The following is a 15004-nucleotide window of genomic DNA, read 5'->3' as shown; positions in this document are numbered from 1 at the left end:
TCATCGCGCGTACGCGCGCCCGCGCGTGCGCGAGACATTCCCCAGTGAAAGAGGCAGGATCAGTCCTGCTCACGGGCCAAACGCGCGATTTCCCGGCGAGCGGACTCGGCGGCCTGGCGGGCAGCGGCAGCCTTGCCGATCGCACGGTGACCGGCCGCGGCCGCGGCCGCCAGCGCCGCAGCGCGGGCCGGGGAATCCGGCGCCGCAGGGATTTTCGCCATCGCCTCGGCGCGGCGTGCTTCTCGCTCGGCGCGCTGGCGGGCCTGCCACTCGGCCTCGAGGCTGGCTTCCCGCGCCCGGTCCAGCAGCATCGGCGGTTCGTCGACGGGCGTCGAGCTGAGCAGGAACGCCAGGTAGGCGTAGGGGTCGCGGGGCCGGTCGAAGATCCGCCGTCCGGACAGGTACACCTCATCCAGGGCGGCGTGCACGTCGTCGGCCTGCCACCCGGCCACCGCGCGGCGCGTCAGCACGGCCGCCAGCCCCTGGACCCCTAGTTGGCGTAGCCAGAGCGGATTTCGGGCGTCAGCGCGGACTCTGGCCCCCAATAGCAGGGCTCTGGAGTCGTAGGCGCGGGGCTTCCTGCGCCGCCTCTTCTCGTCCCGGCCGCGCGAAGCGCGTCCTTCCATCACGTTCTGTGGTGGAGAAACCCGATTTGGACGTGAGAGAACACGCAGACCGGAGCTTCGCCCCGGTGGGGTGCCAAAACCCTGGTGGAGCAAGGTTTCGACGGTTTCGTTATCCACAGGCAGCGTGGATGATTCGTGCAGTGCGGACACTGCGGCCCAGCCGCGGGCGCGGTCTCCGCGTCGCCAGGAGTCCAGCCGCTCGAGGCGGGTGCGTTGGCGTCCCCTGAACACCACCGTGCGGGTGCCCAGGGTGTTCACCAGGCGGCGGCAGCGGTGCATCGTGGATTCGCTGCGCAGGGTCGCAGCCTGCAACTGGTCAATGGTGACCCGCGAGTTGCGGCCGGTCGCGTAGTCAGCGCCGCCGGACTCGGCGATCAGGTAGTGCTCGAACGTGCGCCGACCGACCGAGTCCACCTTCTCCTCGGCGCGCAGCTGCGCGTAGTGCTCGTCGTAGAGCGCGAGGTTGTGCGCGATCCACCGCTCACGCGACCACCAGCACGCCGGGACAGCGGTGTAGACGTCCTCGGGCAACTTCAACCGCAGCCGCGGTAGCGGAAACAGCACAGCCAGCGGCGTCGGTCCGCGACGGCGGCGGGGGGAGGAGGTGCAACCTCGTCCAGACACACGAGAGGGCAGCTCGGTCGAGACATCCACAGAATCGTGACCGGCTACACCGGTCGAGATTCTTTGTTGCGGACGTACGGCCTTGCTACCCTGAGAACCGCTTCGCAAAAGCGTGGTCCTATCAGGGCCTTTGAAGAGCCCCCCAGCGGCTAACTGGGGGGCCTTCGTCTATTTGGGGTGCGGTTGCCTAAGCCGCAGTCATCGGCAGTGTTCCTTGGGTGAGGTCGAGGACGAGATCCTCACGCCCAAGTGCACGCGACACGAGGTCAGCGACGATCTGGCTGACTGATGTGCCTCGCTCACCTGCAATGCGGTCAACTTCGTCGCGCACTTCGGACGGAAGACGCGTCGTGATAGTGACGACGCGATCACCCTTTGAGGGGCGTCCTCTAACTGTCATGCCGTCAAGGTCTACTGGATTTTTCAGAAAATACGCGGGAGGCGCGCCGCTCACATGTTCATGTCGCAGGCGCGGTTTTCGATGACATCCCGGACGTGGCTGGCTTCGATGAGTTGGCCGGCGCCCACGAGGCGGGAGATGTGCAGCAGGGCCGAGTCGTGGATCTCTTGGGCGGGGTGGCGAGTCGCGTTGGATGCCACAGCATCTCGCACCACCCACGGCACAAACCCGCGCTCGAAAGCATCCAGTGCCGTTTTCAAAACACATGCGTCCGTGGCGATTCCGCAGATGATGAGATCGGTGACGGCCAGCTCGCCGAGCAGGGCCAGGCCCTCGTCGGTCAGTGCGGTGTAGGTGGTCTTGTCCAGGGTGTGCGCATTGGCGTGAGCCGTGAGCGGCACCAGCTCGTCGACGAGGTCGGTGTCGGGCGGTCCGTAGAGGGCACGCCAGCCAATCAGGGTTTCGTATGGGCTGCCCGCGTAGTTCCAGTACCGGGTGAAGACGGTGGGGCGGCCGGTAGCTGCCCACTGGGTGGCCAGGTCGAGGACAACGGGGATTGCGGGCGCGCTGTGCTGGTTGACGAAACCCTTTTGTGCGTCGACGACCAACAGGGCCGCCTTCTCCAGTCGAATGGTCATCGACCTGCCTCCTTGAGTGCTTCCATGGCCAAGCTCAGTTGTCCTGGTAGGCCACTGGTGTTCACGATCGCGTCGCGCATCTGCTGGTGTTGCCCGGTCTCTTGTGGCCGGGGCGTGAGCAGTACGGATCGGGCTGCGCGCAGGAATCCGTATCCGTAGCGGTCGCGGACCTCTGGATCTGCGCCGTTTTCGACCTGTTCGTTGATGTGGGCGGTTAGAGCCCATACGGCTTGGAGGCCGATCTCGAAGGCGACCAGATCGCCTTCGGGTAGTGCCCGCAGAGGGTCGTGCGGGTGGTAGACGACGCCAGACCAGCTTGCCCATGCGCTTGAGACACCCGGGGTGCCGAACGATTTCATGTCCGGGTGCTGGTAACCAGCGGTCAAGAGTTCTTGTTCGACCCGCTCGCCGTTGACCTGGGCGGCGGCCGGGTCGGTGAGGTCGCGGTCGACGAGGATGCGCGGTGCGCAGATCAGGCGTAGTCCGGTTTCGAGGGTGGAACCGATCCAGGGGGCCGAGTACACCCAGTAGAGGCTCAGCACGTAGGCCGCTTGAATGGGCTCGTCGGTCAGATTGCTGAGCTGTGTACTCGCCCATTCCAGGTTTTCCACATACGACTGGTACCGCCAGATCGCCAAGGTGGTTACGTCGGGGATGTCGAGGTCTTCGACGAGGTGAATGATCGCGGTTCCCCAGGGCCAGACGATGAGGGTGCACTCGTCGCCGGCGTCTTCCAGGCTCGCGGTCCAACACGGCGTTTTGCCGAGGTAGCCGGTCGTCTCCTCCATGCCGAGTTCGGTGCGCAGCCGTTCCGCGCCCGTTGGGCCGACGTGCGCCGCGATGAGCTTGTGTGAGCGGACACCGATCCGGCTGCTGGCGGTAGGAGCGAGCGCGCCCACGGCGAGGAGGACATCACCGGGCGGTGTGGTGGTGGTTTCCCAGGAGGTGACGTGACCGGGCTTGATATCCCGGCCGACGAGTCGACTCAGGGCCTCGGCGAAGGTCTTCGGGGACATCCCTGCTGTCGAACGCGCCATGGCGACGCGGTTTTTCGCGATGGCGGAGTAGTTGGGGTGGTAGCTCGATCGCCTCGTGTGCAGGCCGGTCACGGTGCCGGGGCTGTCCGGGAGGCGACTGACATTCACCCCGCCTCCTGGGTCGACGTGTCGGAAGACGCGGATGGGTGATGGAGGCTGAGGTTGGAGTAGACCTCTTCCATCTGAGTTTCGAGTCGAGCGAGGCGCTCCCGGATCTCTTCGAGTTCACCCTCGGCCGCTTCGGGTTCGGGCTGCGAGCGCACGAAGCTGCCCAGGCCGTGGAAGGTTTCGACGAGTCCTTCGTCTCGCAGTTCGGTCAGCGCGCGCTCAACGGTGTTGACCGACACCTCCCACTGCTCCGCAAGGCTGGTCTTCGCCGGCAGTTGGTCGCCCGGGGAGTAGTCGCCTGAGCTGATCCGCTGCCGGAGATCGTCGGCCAGTAGCTGCCAACGAGGTCGTCCGGGTCGTTTGGTCATAACGCCAGATTAGGTGATCAGGTCTCACCAAGTCTCATACCGCTCATACCTATTGACTACCAATGAGTTCCTTGCTGTACTGACTCATTGGTATCAGTAGGTATGAGTAGTTAGGACATGTCGTGACACAAGCACACATTCGGAGGGATGCCGAAGTGGCAGGGAATCTGATCCGGCTGGCGGAAGGCGCGGGCCTGGTGCGCATGCATCCGCGGACGCTTCGCCGCTGGATCGCGCAGGGAAGGTTGACCGGCTGGCGTATGCCGTCCGGCCACATTCACGTCGACCGCGACGAAGTACTGCGCCTGGCGACGCCGATGCACACCGCCGACCTCCAGCACGAGGTGTCGGCGTGATGACCGCCCTCGATGTCCGGCCCGCTGGGCCTGCTCTGGATCTGACCGCTGATCAGCTCGTGGCGAGTCTGACCGCTGAGGTGAAGCGGTTGCGCGGCGAGCTGTACGACATGCAGCGGCGGGTCGATGACCTGCTCGACCGCGAGTCGATGATCGCGGGCGCCGCGTGCATGGAGCAGCTGGCCACCGCCGCTGCGATCGCGCGGGTGGGTGCGCCGCGCGCTCGGCGTCTTGTCGTGGATGTCGCGCAGACCGCCGCCGGATCGGTGGAGGTGGCGGCGTGATGGACAGCCACACCACCCCGAAGGGCGTCACGGTCCGCGTCGGCCAGCTGTGGACCGACGACGTGTACCGGCAGGACGCCCGCGTCATCCAGGTCGTCGACATCGCTGAGCCGCACACCGATTACAAGGGCGGGGTCCGCTGCACGGTCACCTACCGCGTCGTCGCCGAGGGCGACACCACGCGGGCGCTGACCCGCACCAAGACCATCGACGCCGCCCGCCTCACCGATCCGCGCCTGTACCGGCTGGTCGAGGAGGTGCGGTGATGGTGCGCGAGCGTGTGGTCGATGTGGTGATCCCGGTCGTGCCCGATACCGGCGGCAACGGCATTGGTGTGGTCGGGGCGATGGCCGCGATGTTCGCCGCGGTCGTCGTCTTCGCCGCCGTCGTGTGTGTGGTCGTGTCCTGCACGGATTTCGGGCCGGGCTCGACGATCCCAACCGGGGGCGGGTGCGCCCCGTTCTGCACCGCGACCGTGACGGCGACTCCGGGTGCGGGGGTGGCGCGATGACGGGTATCGAGACCTGCACGGGTGTGCGGGTTTTCCAGCTGCACCGCGACACCGACGTCACGGGTTTCTCCGGCGTCGGCGTGGTCGCTGACGGCGTGGTGTGGCCCGACGGGGCGGTGTCGATGCGGTGGCGTGACGAGGTCCGCACCACGGTCGAGGCCGCTCGCATCGAGGACATCGAGACCATTCACGGCCATGACGGCGCGACCCGTGTGGTGCTGCTGGCCGATCTCACGGAAGGCGGCGCCTGATGGACCGCAATGTGAAGCAGCCCAATGGCTCTGATTTCGCGCAGACCTGGGGTTACCCGGTTGCTGTCGCTGCTGCGATCGGTGTGGGTGAGGCGGCGGGGATGTCGATCCGGGTCGGTGAGGCCCTCTACGGCGGCCCCGAGCAGCACGTGTCCTGGAACCCGCTGACGATGGCGCTCAACATCGCGACCGGTGATCTGGCGTGGACTGGTGCCGCTACCGGTGGTGCGGTCACGCTGGTGGCCGGAACCGCGCTGTCGGTGGCCGGGTCGGTGTGGGCGTGGCGCGCGGGCTGCGCGAAGTGCCGCCAGCTGGCCGGGAAAGCCGCCCAGCGCAAGCGCATCCGCAAGGAGGCCATCGACTCCCAGGCCCGCTACATGGCCCGGGGCAAGGAGCTGGCAGACCTTCGCCGCGACGCGATCTTGGGCAAGGCGAAGGACCTGCGGGTGCAGTTGCGCGACGGTGACGAGCCGGGTGTGCTGATCGGCCGCACCGTCGCCGATGGCCAGGACCTCTACGCCTCGTATGAAGACCTGCACCTGGACATTTGGGGGCCGCGCTCGGGCAAGTCGACCTCCCGGGTGATTCCGGCGGTGATGGAGGCCATCGGCGCGGTGGTCGCCACCAGCAACAAGCGGGATGTGGTGGATGCGACCCGCAAGGCGCGCGCACTGGTCGGTGACGTGCATGTGTTCGACCCCCAGGGCGTGGCCGAGGAGCCGTGCACCTGGTACTGGGATCCGATCGCGTGGGTGGCCGCGAACGGCGGCAGCGATGCGGAGGAACGCGCCGCCAAGCTCGCCGGGCATTTCGCCGCGTCCGAAGACGGCGAGGACGCCAAGGGCGACAACTTCTTCCCCAAGGAGGGCGAAGACCTCCTCACGGGCCTGTTTTTGGCGTGCGCGATGGCCAAGCGCCCGATCACGCAGGCGTTCAAGTGGGTGACCAGGGTCAATGACCACGAGCCGATCGAGATCCTGCAAGCAAACGGGTGCGACCTGTTCGCCGCCGCGCTGTCGGACCAGTACAACGCAGATCCCAAACAACGCTCCGGGGTGTTCTCCACGGCGAAGAAGATGGCGTCGTGCCTGAAGTACTCGCGGATCCGGCCGTGGGTCACCCCGCCGGCCAAGGGTGAGGCGCCGCGGCGGGCGTTCGATGTCGCGGACTTCGTGACCTCCCGTGACACCTTGTTCCCGCTGTCGGAGGAGGGTAAGGGCTCCGCGGGCCCGCTGGTGACGGCGTTGTGTGCGGCGATCGGCGACGCGGGCAAGAGTGAGGGCCGTCGTCATCCGGGCGGACGGTTGCCGGTGCCGCTGCTGATCGTGCTGGATGAGGCCGCCAACATCGTGCGCTGGGCCGATCTGCCCAAGCAGTACAGCCATTACGGGTCGCGCGGCATGGTCGTGATGACGATCTTGCAGTCGTGGGCTCAGGGCATGCGCTGCTGGGGCGAGGCGGGCATGCGGGCGTTGCTGTCGGCCACCAACGTGCTGACTCTCGGCGCGGGCCTGAAGGACACCGGGTTCCTCAAGGACATGAGCGAGCTGGTCGGGCCGCACTACGAGCTGGTCACCTCGACCAGCACCAGCCACAGCAACGGCAGCAACGGTGCCACCAGCCGGTCGACCTCCACTTCCCGCGCCACCGAGATCACCCTCGCCCCCAGTGATCTGGCCGCCTTGCCCAAGGGGCGCGCGCTGGTGTTCACCTCCGGTCACCGCGCCACTCTCGCCGCCACCGTGCCCTGGTTCGAACGGCCCTACGCCGATCAGATCACCGCGGCGCTGCACGAGCTCGACAACTCCCACCCCACCACGTCGGCCGAACGTGCGCATCTGCGTGTGGTGCGGCCGTGGACCGATGAGGAAGGCAAGACCGCATGACCGACAACGCAACTGAGCCCACCATCCCCGCCGCCGACGCGGACGCCACAGAGCGGGTGGTGCCGCAGATGGATCTCGGAGAGCTGCTCGACACCGCGATCCGCAAGGCCGTCACCACGCAGATCAGCGCCGAGGCCAAGAAGATCGCCGATGGCGTGATCGCGGACATGCTGACCCCGGAGGTCATCGCCGGGATGCGCGAAACCGCGGTCCTCGAGGCCGAACTCGCCCTCAACCCCGCCCCGCAACCCGAACCCGCGCCCGCCCCGGAACCTGAACCGGAGGTGGAAGTGGAGGTGGAGGCCGGGGAGGAGCCCGAGCCGCGCGAGCTGATGTTCCCGACGGTGAAGGAGTTCGTCGAGGACTACGTGATCGAGATCTACCGGCGCAAGGTGTCGATCCTGGGCGGGCCGCTGCACTGGTGCCCGCTGTGGTGGGTCCACGGTGAGGTGGTCGCCCGGTTCCAGGCGCTGCACCAGGCGTTCGAGCATCTGCGCCAGGGTGAGGAGACCGAGTTCGCGACGTGGTGGCTGGTGTATTTCGACCCGATGATGGAGCGGATCTTCGACAAGAGCGGTCCGTTCGAATTCTGCTCGGTCGCCGAGGGGCACAGCAGCAGGCTGTCGAAGCTGCCGGTCGTGATCGCCCCGCCGGAGGTCTTCGAGGACGACTCCTACGACCAGCCGGTCACTCCCTCGGGGCTGGCGGTGCCCGCCGTGCCGGTCGGGCGCCGCCGCTCGGTCCCGGGCAGCTGGGAGTTCCCCAGATGAGCGCCCCGGCCCCCGACCGAATCTCGCGGGCGCGCGTACGCGCGGGCGCGCGCGAGGCTGATCGTAGCCGGGGTTCGTGGGAGACGATCCTCGCCGCGCTGGAGCAGGCAGTTGGCCCGGGACGCCCGTCCGGATCCTGGGTCAAGTTCTGCTGCCCGGTCCACGAGGCCGGCGGCGGTCATCACACACCGTCGCTGGGCATCAAGTACCTGGCGGGCGAGCAGAAGACGAAGGTCAAGTGCTTCACCGGCTGCGACGACCGCGACATCCTCGACACACTCGGGCTCGAGGTCCGCGACCTGTATGACAACCCGCTCACGCGCGGGCGCGGCGCTCACCGTCGCGTGCAGCAGGTTCGGCCTCTGCGGGTGACTCGCGCGCAGCGGGCGATCGATGCGGCCGGGTTGCCGCTGGTCAATCAGAAGACCGACCGCGGCAATCAGGTGACGGCGTGGAAGCAGACCGCTGCCTACCCGTATGTGTGTGCCGACGGCGCCCTCGCCGGTGAGGTCGTGCGCCGGGAAGCCGATTTCGAGCGTGGCCGCGACAAGCAGTTCCACCAGCGCCACTGGAATCCGCAGACCGGCCGGATGGAATCCGGTGGGTTCGCGCCGATCCCGTTCCAGCTCCCGCAGCTGCTGGACGCGATCGGTGAGGGCCGCACCATCTATGTCTGCGAGGGCGAGAAGGACGTCCTCGCCGCACAGGCGGTGAATCTGGTCGCCACCACCAACGCCGGCGGGGCGCTGTCGTGGAGTGCCGAGCATGCGGCGTGGCTGCGTGGCGCCGCCACGGTCGTGATCGTCGCCGATAAGGACGCCCCCGGATATCGCCGCGCCGAGAAGGTGATGGGCACCCTCGCCGGACTCGTGGGCCGGGTGCGGGTCGTGCAGGCCGCCACCGGCAAGGACCTGTTCGACCACTTGCAGGCCGGGCACGAGATCGGCGAGTTGGAGCCGATCCCGCATCTGGATCCCCTCACCCCCACCGGCCCGGCCGCGTCGGCCGCGCCCGTTCCCGAAATCCCCGCCGTCGAGACCGATGTCGTCTCGGCGGCTTCGTCTACACCCCAGGAAGGCCCCTCCATGAGCAGCCTCATGTTCGAGACCAACGCCCATCACCCGCAGCACGACGACACCGTCGACCACGTCAACGGGGCGTGGACAGGGGTCATGCGGATCCTGATGCAGTACCTGATCGCCGCCGCGCGCAAACACCGCGAAGCCCGCATCGCCGACGCCGAGCGCAAAGCCGCCCTCGACGCCGACGAGAAAGCCCAAGCCGACGCGGAACTGGCGGCGCAGCGCGCCGCCGCCGAAGCACGGATCCAGAAGGTGCGTGAAGGCGGCCTCGAGAACGCCTCGCGCGCTGAGATCGCCCAGGCCGTCGCCGACGCCGCCGCGTGGGCTCCTGACAGCGAGGCCGCGCGCAAGGCCCTGGTCGAGCTGAAAGCCCATGTGGCCCAGCGCTACGGCATCGACATCGACGCCGTCACCGGTGAGGTCGTTCCCGACGGTGAAGTGTCCCCCGAGCTGGCGGTCAGCCTTCAGGCGGCCGAGGTCGAGCGGGCATCGAAGGACCGGCTGCGCAAGGCCCAGGAGCGCATGGTCGAGATGGTCGCCCGCGAGGAGCTCGACCAGTCGGTGAAGGAGGAGCTCTACGCCGAGATCGAGGCGTGGCGGGCCAATCCCACCGCCAACGGGCTGGGTGCGTTGAGCAAGAAGATGGCCGACAAGGGCGTCGGTGAGCAGACGGTCACCCGGATCCGGTTCGTCGCCGCCTACCTGGGCACCCCCGGCCAGCAGGTGACCGACGAGGAGCTGGGCACCGTGGCGGCGGCGTCACCGACCACCGAGCTGCGCAAACTCGGTGCCGCGCTGGTCGATCCCGGGGAGGAAGCCAAACCGGGCATCGACCGGCTGTTCGCCTCCTACCAGGACCGGCTGAAGGTGGGCAACCGCAACCTGACCGCCTCGATCCGGGCGCGGCTGAACGAAGCCCTCAAGGTCCTCACGCCTGAGGACCAGGCCAAAGCCCGCGCCCGCGGTAACGAGATCCGCAAGAACCCGGCCGCCACGTACGCGCCGCTGTGGCCCGATCACGTGGACCGCGACGAGCTGGCGGCCGTGGTGCGCATGTACGCGACCCTGGCGCCGCAGGCCGACGCTGCGGCGGTGCGCGCGGGCGACATCGACGACGCCACCGCCGCCGCGATGCGCAAGCAGGCCGCCAAACACCGCAAGACGATCACCCACGCCATCACCGACGGCAAGGGCCTGCACCAGTTGGAGAAAGACCAGCTCACCGCCGTGCTGCGGGACGTGGAGGCGGGCAAGGCCACCACACCGGAGATGCTGTTCGCCGACGACCGCTCCGCCGCCGCCCTCGACGCGGAGCGGGCCGGGCGCATCGCCCACGAAGCCAGCCGCGCCCACCGCCACGAGGTCGAGAACCTGTTGGACACCAACGCGGTGCCGCGCGGCACGCTGCGCCGCACTCGCGAGGACCTCACCCGGGTCATGGATGCCCAGTCGGCGCTGGCCGCCGGCCGCGCCAGCTGGAGCGACTACGGCGATACCCGAGTTCAGGAACGGCTCAACCTGACCATGCAAGCGGCTGGGGTGGGCAAGTCGATGCGTGCGCGGGTGCAGGGGCATCTGGAACTGGCCGCCAGCGAGGCCGCCAGCATCGGCGAACAGGCTCAGCGGATCGCTGAGCGGTGGGAGCAGCGCCGCGAAGCCGTCGAAGCCGAACGGGCCCCGGAGAAACCGGCCTACGACAGTCCCGAACGTCGCGCCGAGTTCGCGGCCACTCTCGAAGCCTTCATGGACCCTGACCAGGTGGCCCAGCGCATGGCCGCTGATGCCGGACGCGCCAAACCCGCCTCCGCAGCGGTCAGGCGAATCCCGGACAAGGCCCGCAAGAACGCCCCCGGCGCGGGCGTGCAGCACACCCACCATCGCGGCAAAGGCCGCGGTCTCGACGACAACGACCTCGGCCGATGACCACCGCCGATGAGGCCCCGGACGAATTCCGTCAGGAATACGGCTGGGGCCTGGCCCCGCCCGGTCTGAAAACCCGCCGTCAGCTGCGGGAGATGGGCAAAAGCCCCGGTCAGTCCCTCGTCGCTCTCATGGTCGGCAAGGTCCGGGGCCGGCGTGTGGTGGCGCGGCTGTTCGACGTCGATCTCGCCCCCGACAAGCGCGTGCCGAGTCCCGCGCAGTTGGAAGCGATCCGCAAAGCCACCCGAGAACACCAGCTCCGGGCCGCCGAACGGCGTGGGTTCTCCCGCGCCGAGATGAGCGCCCCGCTCGAACCTGCTCCCGGCTGGGAGCAGAAACCCACCCCGCAGGAAGAAGGAAATCTCATGTCAGAACCGAGCATCGACGGCCGGGACCAGCTGGGGCTCGACACCCCGACCGGGCACGGTCAGCGGATGGCGTACCTGCTGGCCACGGTCGCGGTCAACCAGGCCCGCTACCGCGACCAGCGCCTGGCGAAGGCTGTCGAACAGGCCCAGGCTGCCGGGCCCGACGCGGTCGCCGAACTGCTCGCCAAGTCCGAACAGGGTCAGGCCCGCGCCGAGGCCCGCCTGGAGGCGAGGCGGCAAGACAATCCGACGGCGGCCGTTGCGGCGCTGGCCGATGCGCTGATGTGGCACCCCAACTCCGAGATCGCCACCAAGCACCTGCGTCAGCTCACCTACGACTACGCCGAGCAGTGGGGCGTGCTCATCGACGCCGAGAACTTCGCCGTCGGCATCGCCCCGGACTTCGATGCGGTCGATGCGCAAGACCACGCCGAGGCATGGCGGCTGTTCGACCGCGAGTCCGCCGTGATGGACATCGTGTCCGCCATGCCGCTTCTCGCCTCCGCGAAGGATGCTGCGATGCGCGCCATTTCGGTATGGCAGGGCATCGGGATCTCCGCGGCCGATCCACGGGCGCATCTGCGCGATGAGGCGAAGCGCCGGGAACACCTGAGCTTCGATCTGGCGGCGGCGAAGCTGCCCGAGCCCGACATGGCCCGGATCGAGTTCATCGTCGACTACCTGCGCGGCAACACCGCTGAGGTCGACCTGCTCGACAGCCCGGTCCTCGTCGACCCGGGCGAGGAGGCCCGCGGGCGGGTGCCGCGTCTGCTGGAGCTGTTCGCGAGCAACCCGAAGGCCGCGTCGATGGTGGGCGAGGAGATCTCGGTCATGACCGCCGCCGACCAGGACCGGGTTCGCCAGGCCGGGACGCAGATCGCCCGAGGCGGTGAGGTCGATTTCCGGCTGTGGCCCGATCACGTCGACCGCTACGAGCTCGCCGAAGCAATCACCGAGTATGCCGCCGATTACGGCGAATTGCGCAGCGTGGCCGACTATCTCGCCGTCGGTGGCTTCAGCGCGGAGGAACGCGAGCGGCTCGGCGCGAACGACATTCCGGGCGTCACCGATGAGACCAGCGCGCGGATCACCCGCCTGACCCAGCAGCGTGAACAGCTGCGCGCCACGATCCAGGACAGCAAGGGACTTGCCGCCGTGGAACGTGCCCAGCTCTCAGCTGTGCTCGCCGATATCGACGCCGGAGCCATCCGCGACCACAAGCAGCTGCCGGAGCTGTTGTTCGCCGACGAGCGCACCAAAGCCGACGCGGACGTCGTTCGTGTCGGTGTCCCCGCCTCCCGGCTCTCGGCCGCGACCCGGGAAGCGATCACCCAGCGCATCGAAGCGTCCGGCATCGAGCCCCAGGGCTGGGATGCCGAACGCCTCAATGGCGCGGTGTCGGCGATCGGGGACTCGCTCTACACCGTGGCCTGCGGCGCCCGCGGCAACGGTGGCATCGCCTACGAACGCAAGTCCTACGCCGACAAACGCGCCCGCCTGAGCACGCAGCTGGCCAAGGCGGGCGTCGGGGAGCAGGCACGAACCGAGATCCGGGAGCTGATCGACGAGCGCGCCCGCCAGGCTGGGGAATTGGGCAAGACCGCCGTGCAGCGCCAGCAGCAGTGGAAGGCCAAGCTCGATCGCGCCGTCGCCGCCCGCAACGACTCCATCGCCCAGCGCCAGGCCGCCGCCGCCGGCCGCGCATCGGGCACCGGGCGCGCCCGCGCACCCCGCCCCGACCGGGCTCCCGCCCAGGAGGCTCACGTGCAGGCCCAGGCCCGCGCTCAGAGTCAGACACGGGCCGCCGGGCGTCGTGAGCTGCACTCGCCGGAGCTCGGGCAATGACCCGCACCAATCCCTCGAACACTCTCCCCACCACGACATTCGGAGACATCACCATGACCCGCACCCACGAACCCACCCTCGACACCACCGCCTTGGAGCGTCACGAGCGGGCCGTGACCCGCATGTCGACCTCACGCGGGAGCCTGCTCACCGCACTGCTGGGGCCGACCGAACTGCTCGCCCCGTGCCACCAGGAGGTCATCGAGCACACCGCCCAGAACATCGAGTTCGCCCTGTGGCGGGTCGCTTTGGTCTGCGACACAGCCGAGAGCATGGCGCTGTATCACCGTTCCCGGATCGAACTCACCACAGTGCTCACCGCCGCCGGGATCACCGCAGCAGCGTTGAACACGATCAACCTGCTGCTCACCGACTGGGTCCGCGAAGCCGAACTCCTCGCCACCCACGCACCCGCACCCGAACCGGTGGTGACGCGGTGACCGAGATCGACGACATCGTCTACGTCTACATCTGCGCCCGCCTCGACCACCCCGACGGCGCGGTGATCGAGGTGTTCCAATCCGACCCCTGGGAAGAACACGGCGGCGACGGAACCATCGTCGGCCGCAACATCGAATGCTGGTGGGAATCCCTGGCCTTCGACGGCACCCCGCACGCGGCCGGACCGGTCGACATCGGCGCCGCCGACGAACTTCTGCGCGCCTGCGGATACCAGCGACTCAACGACTGGACCACCCGCACCGGCCGATCCGGCGCCACCATCCACTCCGCCGACGCCCAGATCCGAATCGAGGACATCCGGTAACCACCACGCGAACACACAAGTAGAGCCCGACAACACGAACACAAGCGAGCAGGCCCCTGGGAGACCCAACCTCCCAGGGGCCTACTCGTACCCACGAAACCACGACCCGACCACCGAATTCCAGGCGGGGTCCGGCCTGCCTGCGACGAGGAAGAGTCCCACGAGCTCATTCGGCGGGTGTGGTCGAACGCAGGCCACCTGACATCTGACATGGCCGATACTCCTGGACAGACAGGCAATTCATGAACCTTGCGTCTGTTTCGAGTACACCAAACCCACTGTACGACAGTGTTTTTCATGATCAATCGATAGAACACGTGTCAAAAGCTTTGTTGCACAACGTTTCTCGTGATCAAATGGATTCCGTCGCGCCCGGTCCTCACAACACCGGGGGCGCGGCAACCGCAGTTGGAACAGCGACCCCGGTCCTCTCATCAGCCGACAGTGAGGGAGCCGGGGTCGGTTCGGCTCGTGGATCTGATCGGGTGCGGGGATGCCGGTCGGCGTGAAGGCCCGCCCCTGGTGAGGAGTGATTGTGAGAGTGTGAGCGGGCCCTGCCATCGCCGTGTTGACGTGTGGATCACGGGGTGCGACGCAATCAGCGGATACGCCCGAGAACCCCGGCTGAGCAGGGAATGGATGTCGAGCCGGAGCCTCGGGTTGCCTAGCCATCTTCATGCGCTGCCACGAACCTTCGAACAGCCCGTAGCGGCAGCAGACAATAGGCCCCTCGGCCACCGGGATGCCCGATACCGCGGTTCACGCGTGTCGCGTGCGCGGCGATGACAACACTTCAGTACGCGACCAGCCCGCCACGGACAGGCTCGCGGTTTCGTGTTCGAAACCGGAAACTTCGCAGGTCAGAGATACCGGATCGCGGCCCGTCGGGCGAGAACCGTGGACGCGACTTCGGCCCCGGTGCAGGATCCGGGGCCGAAGCGGTAGTGAGGCGAACTTCCTCGACGGGATATCGAGGCCTCGTCGACGTTACCGCTGCTCACCGCGGGTGACGGGCAACTCCGCCTCGAGCGTCACGACCAGTGATAGCTACTTGACATATCTGGGTGGAGTGGCAGTGTCTCGGGTGAGGCCGGGGTCTGAAGCGTCGAGTTCGGGCACTGGTCGAAACGCCGCGGGCTCGGTCGTTCTCCACGGGCCGGGCCC

At 68.0% G+C, this 15004-nt stretch carries 15 protein-coding genes; 11 read left to right on the top strand and 4 right to left on the bottom strand.

All coding sequences use genetic code 11. The features are described 5' to 3' along the window. Positions 1-59 precede the first annotated feature (59 nt). The 4 genes from ACWEO7_RS31140 to ACWEO7_RS31125 form a co-directional block, all read right to left on the bottom strand. Positions 60-1190 carry a hypothetical protein gene (locus ACWEO7_RS31140; protein WP_452428513.1) on the bottom strand — a complete coding sequence of 377 codons (1131 nt, stop codon included), beginning with the start codon at positions 1188-1190 and terminating at the stop codon, positions 60-62. Positions 1191-1700: 510 nt separating this feature from the next. After that, positions 1701-2288 carry a cysteine hydrolase family protein gene (locus tag ACWEO7_RS31135; protein WP_452428511.1) on the bottom strand — a complete coding sequence of 196 codons (588 nt, stop codon included), beginning with the start codon at positions 2286-2288 and terminating at the stop codon, positions 1701-1703. Further along, a complete protein-coding gene (locus ACWEO7_RS31130) occupies positions 2285-3433 on the bottom strand; it encodes a hypothetical protein (protein WP_452428509.1) in 1149 nt (382 codons plus the stop codon). Before ACWEO7_RS31130 ends, ACWEO7_RS31135 begins: the two co-directional genes overlap by 4 nt. Continuing rightward, entirely contained in the window at positions 3430-3801 is a 372-nt protein-coding gene (locus tag ACWEO7_RS31125) for a GntR family transcriptional regulator (RefSeq protein WP_452428507.1), read from the bottom strand. Before ACWEO7_RS31125 ends, ACWEO7_RS31130 begins: the two co-directional genes overlap by 4 nt. Before the next feature lie 155 nt (positions 3802-3956). On the opposite strand from ACWEO7_RS31125, the gene ACWEO7_RS31120 reads away from it, so the two are divergent. Genes ACWEO7_RS31120 through ACWEO7_RS31070 form a run of 11 tightly spaced genes read left to right on the top strand, consistent with a single transcriptional unit; the run spans position 3957 to position 13840 of the window. Further along, the gene (locus ACWEO7_RS31120; protein WP_452428505.1) at positions 3957-4157 is read left to right on the top strand and encodes a hypothetical protein; all 201 of its coding nucleotides are present in this window, start codon (positions 3957-3959) and stop codon (positions 4155-4157) included. Next, positions 4157-4441 (top strand): hypothetical protein, encoded by a 285-nt coding sequence (locus tag ACWEO7_RS31115; protein WP_452428503.1) that lies wholly within the window; start codon positions 4157-4159, stop codon positions 4439-4441. The genes ACWEO7_RS31120 and ACWEO7_RS31115 overlap by 1 nt, the downstream gene beginning before the upstream one ends. Then, positions 4438-4707 carry a hypothetical protein gene (locus tag ACWEO7_RS31110; RefSeq protein WP_452428501.1) on the top strand — a complete coding sequence of 90 codons (270 nt, stop codon included), beginning with the start codon at positions 4438-4440 and terminating at the stop codon, positions 4705-4707. The genes ACWEO7_RS31115 and ACWEO7_RS31110 overlap by 4 nt, the downstream gene beginning before the upstream one ends. After that, on the top strand, positions 4707-4952 hold the full coding sequence (locus tag ACWEO7_RS31105) for a hypothetical protein (protein WP_452428499.1): 246 nt from the start codon (positions 4707-4709) through the stop codon (positions 4950-4952). Before ACWEO7_RS31110 ends, ACWEO7_RS31105 begins: the two co-directional genes overlap by 1 nt. Then, positions 4949-5203, top strand: a complete 255-nt coding sequence (locus tag ACWEO7_RS31100; RefSeq protein ID WP_452428497.1) for a hypothetical protein — start codon at positions 4949-4951, stop codon at positions 5201-5203. Before ACWEO7_RS31105 ends, ACWEO7_RS31100 begins: the two co-directional genes overlap by 4 nt. Continuing rightward, positions 5203-7089, top strand: a complete 1887-nt coding sequence (locus tag ACWEO7_RS31095) for a type IV secretory system conjugative DNA transfer family protein (protein WP_452428495.1) — start codon at positions 5203-5205, stop codon at positions 7087-7089. Before ACWEO7_RS31100 ends, ACWEO7_RS31095 begins: the two co-directional genes overlap by 1 nt. Next, positions 7086-7859 (top strand): DUF4913 domain-containing protein, encoded by a 774-nt coding sequence (locus tag ACWEO7_RS31090; protein ID WP_452428493.1) that lies wholly within the window; start codon positions 7086-7088, stop codon positions 7857-7859. Before ACWEO7_RS31095 ends, ACWEO7_RS31090 begins: the two co-directional genes overlap by 4 nt. Then, positions 7856-10864, top strand: a complete 3009-nt coding sequence (locus ACWEO7_RS31085) for a toprim domain-containing protein (protein ID WP_452428491.1) — start codon at positions 7856-7858, stop codon at positions 10862-10864. Before ACWEO7_RS31090 ends, ACWEO7_RS31085 begins: the two co-directional genes overlap by 4 nt. Continuing rightward, on the top strand, positions 10861-13074 hold the full coding sequence (locus ACWEO7_RS31080) for an RRQRL motif-containing zinc-binding protein (protein ID WP_452428489.1): 2214 nt from the start codon (positions 10861-10863) through the stop codon (positions 13072-13074). Before ACWEO7_RS31085 ends, ACWEO7_RS31080 begins: the two co-directional genes overlap by 4 nt. Further along, the gene (locus tag ACWEO7_RS31075) at positions 13071-13514 is read left to right on the top strand and encodes a hypothetical protein (protein WP_452428487.1); all 444 of its coding nucleotides are present in this window, start codon (positions 13071-13073) and stop codon (positions 13512-13514) included. The genes ACWEO7_RS31080 and ACWEO7_RS31075 overlap by 4 nt, the downstream gene beginning before the upstream one ends. Further along, the gene (locus ACWEO7_RS31070; RefSeq protein WP_452428485.1) at positions 13511-13840 is read left to right on the top strand and encodes a hypothetical protein; all 330 of its coding nucleotides are present in this window, start codon (positions 13511-13513) and stop codon (positions 13838-13840) included. Before ACWEO7_RS31075 ends, ACWEO7_RS31070 begins: the two co-directional genes overlap by 4 nt. The last annotated feature ends 1164 nt before the right edge of the window (positions 13841-15004 follow it).

The organism is Nocardia sp. NPDC004260 (assembly GCF_053603155.1).
The sequence above is the reverse complement of the archived record's forward strand: the minus strand, read 5'-3'. Positions and strand labels throughout refer to the sequence as shown.

Excerpts from the sequence above, each read along its gene's own strand:
- ACWEO7_RS31135 (WP_452428511.1), bottom strand. The coding sequence starts at position 2,288 with ATGACCATTCGACTGGAGAAGGCGGCCCTGTTGGTCGTCGACGCACAA.
- ACWEO7_RS31125 (WP_452428507.1), bottom strand. The coding sequence starts at position 3,801 with ATGACCAAACGACCCGGACGACCTCGTTGGCAGCTACTGGCCGACGAT.
- ACWEO7_RS31115 (WP_452428503.1), top strand. The coding sequence starts at position 4,157 with ATGACCGCCCTCGATGTCCGGCCCGCTGGGCCTGCTCTGGATCTGACC.
- ACWEO7_RS31105 (WP_452428499.1), top strand. The coding sequence starts at position 4,707 with ATGGTGCGCGAGCGTGTGGTCGATGTGGTGATCCCGGTCGTGCCCGAT.
- ACWEO7_RS31100 (WP_452428497.1), top strand. The coding sequence starts at position 4,949 with ATGACGGGTATCGAGACCTGCACGGGTGTGCGGGTTTTCCAGCTGCAC.
- ACWEO7_RS31095 (WP_452428495.1), top strand. The coding sequence starts at position 5,203 with ATGGACCGCAATGTGAAGCAGCCCAATGGCTCTGATTTCGCGCAGACC.
- ACWEO7_RS31090 (WP_452428493.1), top strand. The coding sequence starts at position 7,086 with ATGACCGACAACGCAACTGAGCCCACCATCCCCGCCGCCGACGCGGAC.
- ACWEO7_RS31085 (WP_452428491.1), top strand. The coding sequence starts at position 7,856 with ATGAGCGCCCCGGCCCCCGACCGAATCTCGCGGGCGCGCGTACGCGCG.
- ACWEO7_RS31080 (WP_452428489.1), top strand. The coding sequence starts at position 10,861 with ATGACCACCGCCGATGAGGCCCCGGACGAATTCCGTCAGGAATACGGC.
- ACWEO7_RS31075 (WP_452428487.1), top strand. The coding sequence starts at position 13,071 with ATGACCCGCACCAATCCCTCGAACACTCTCCCCACCACGACATTCGGA.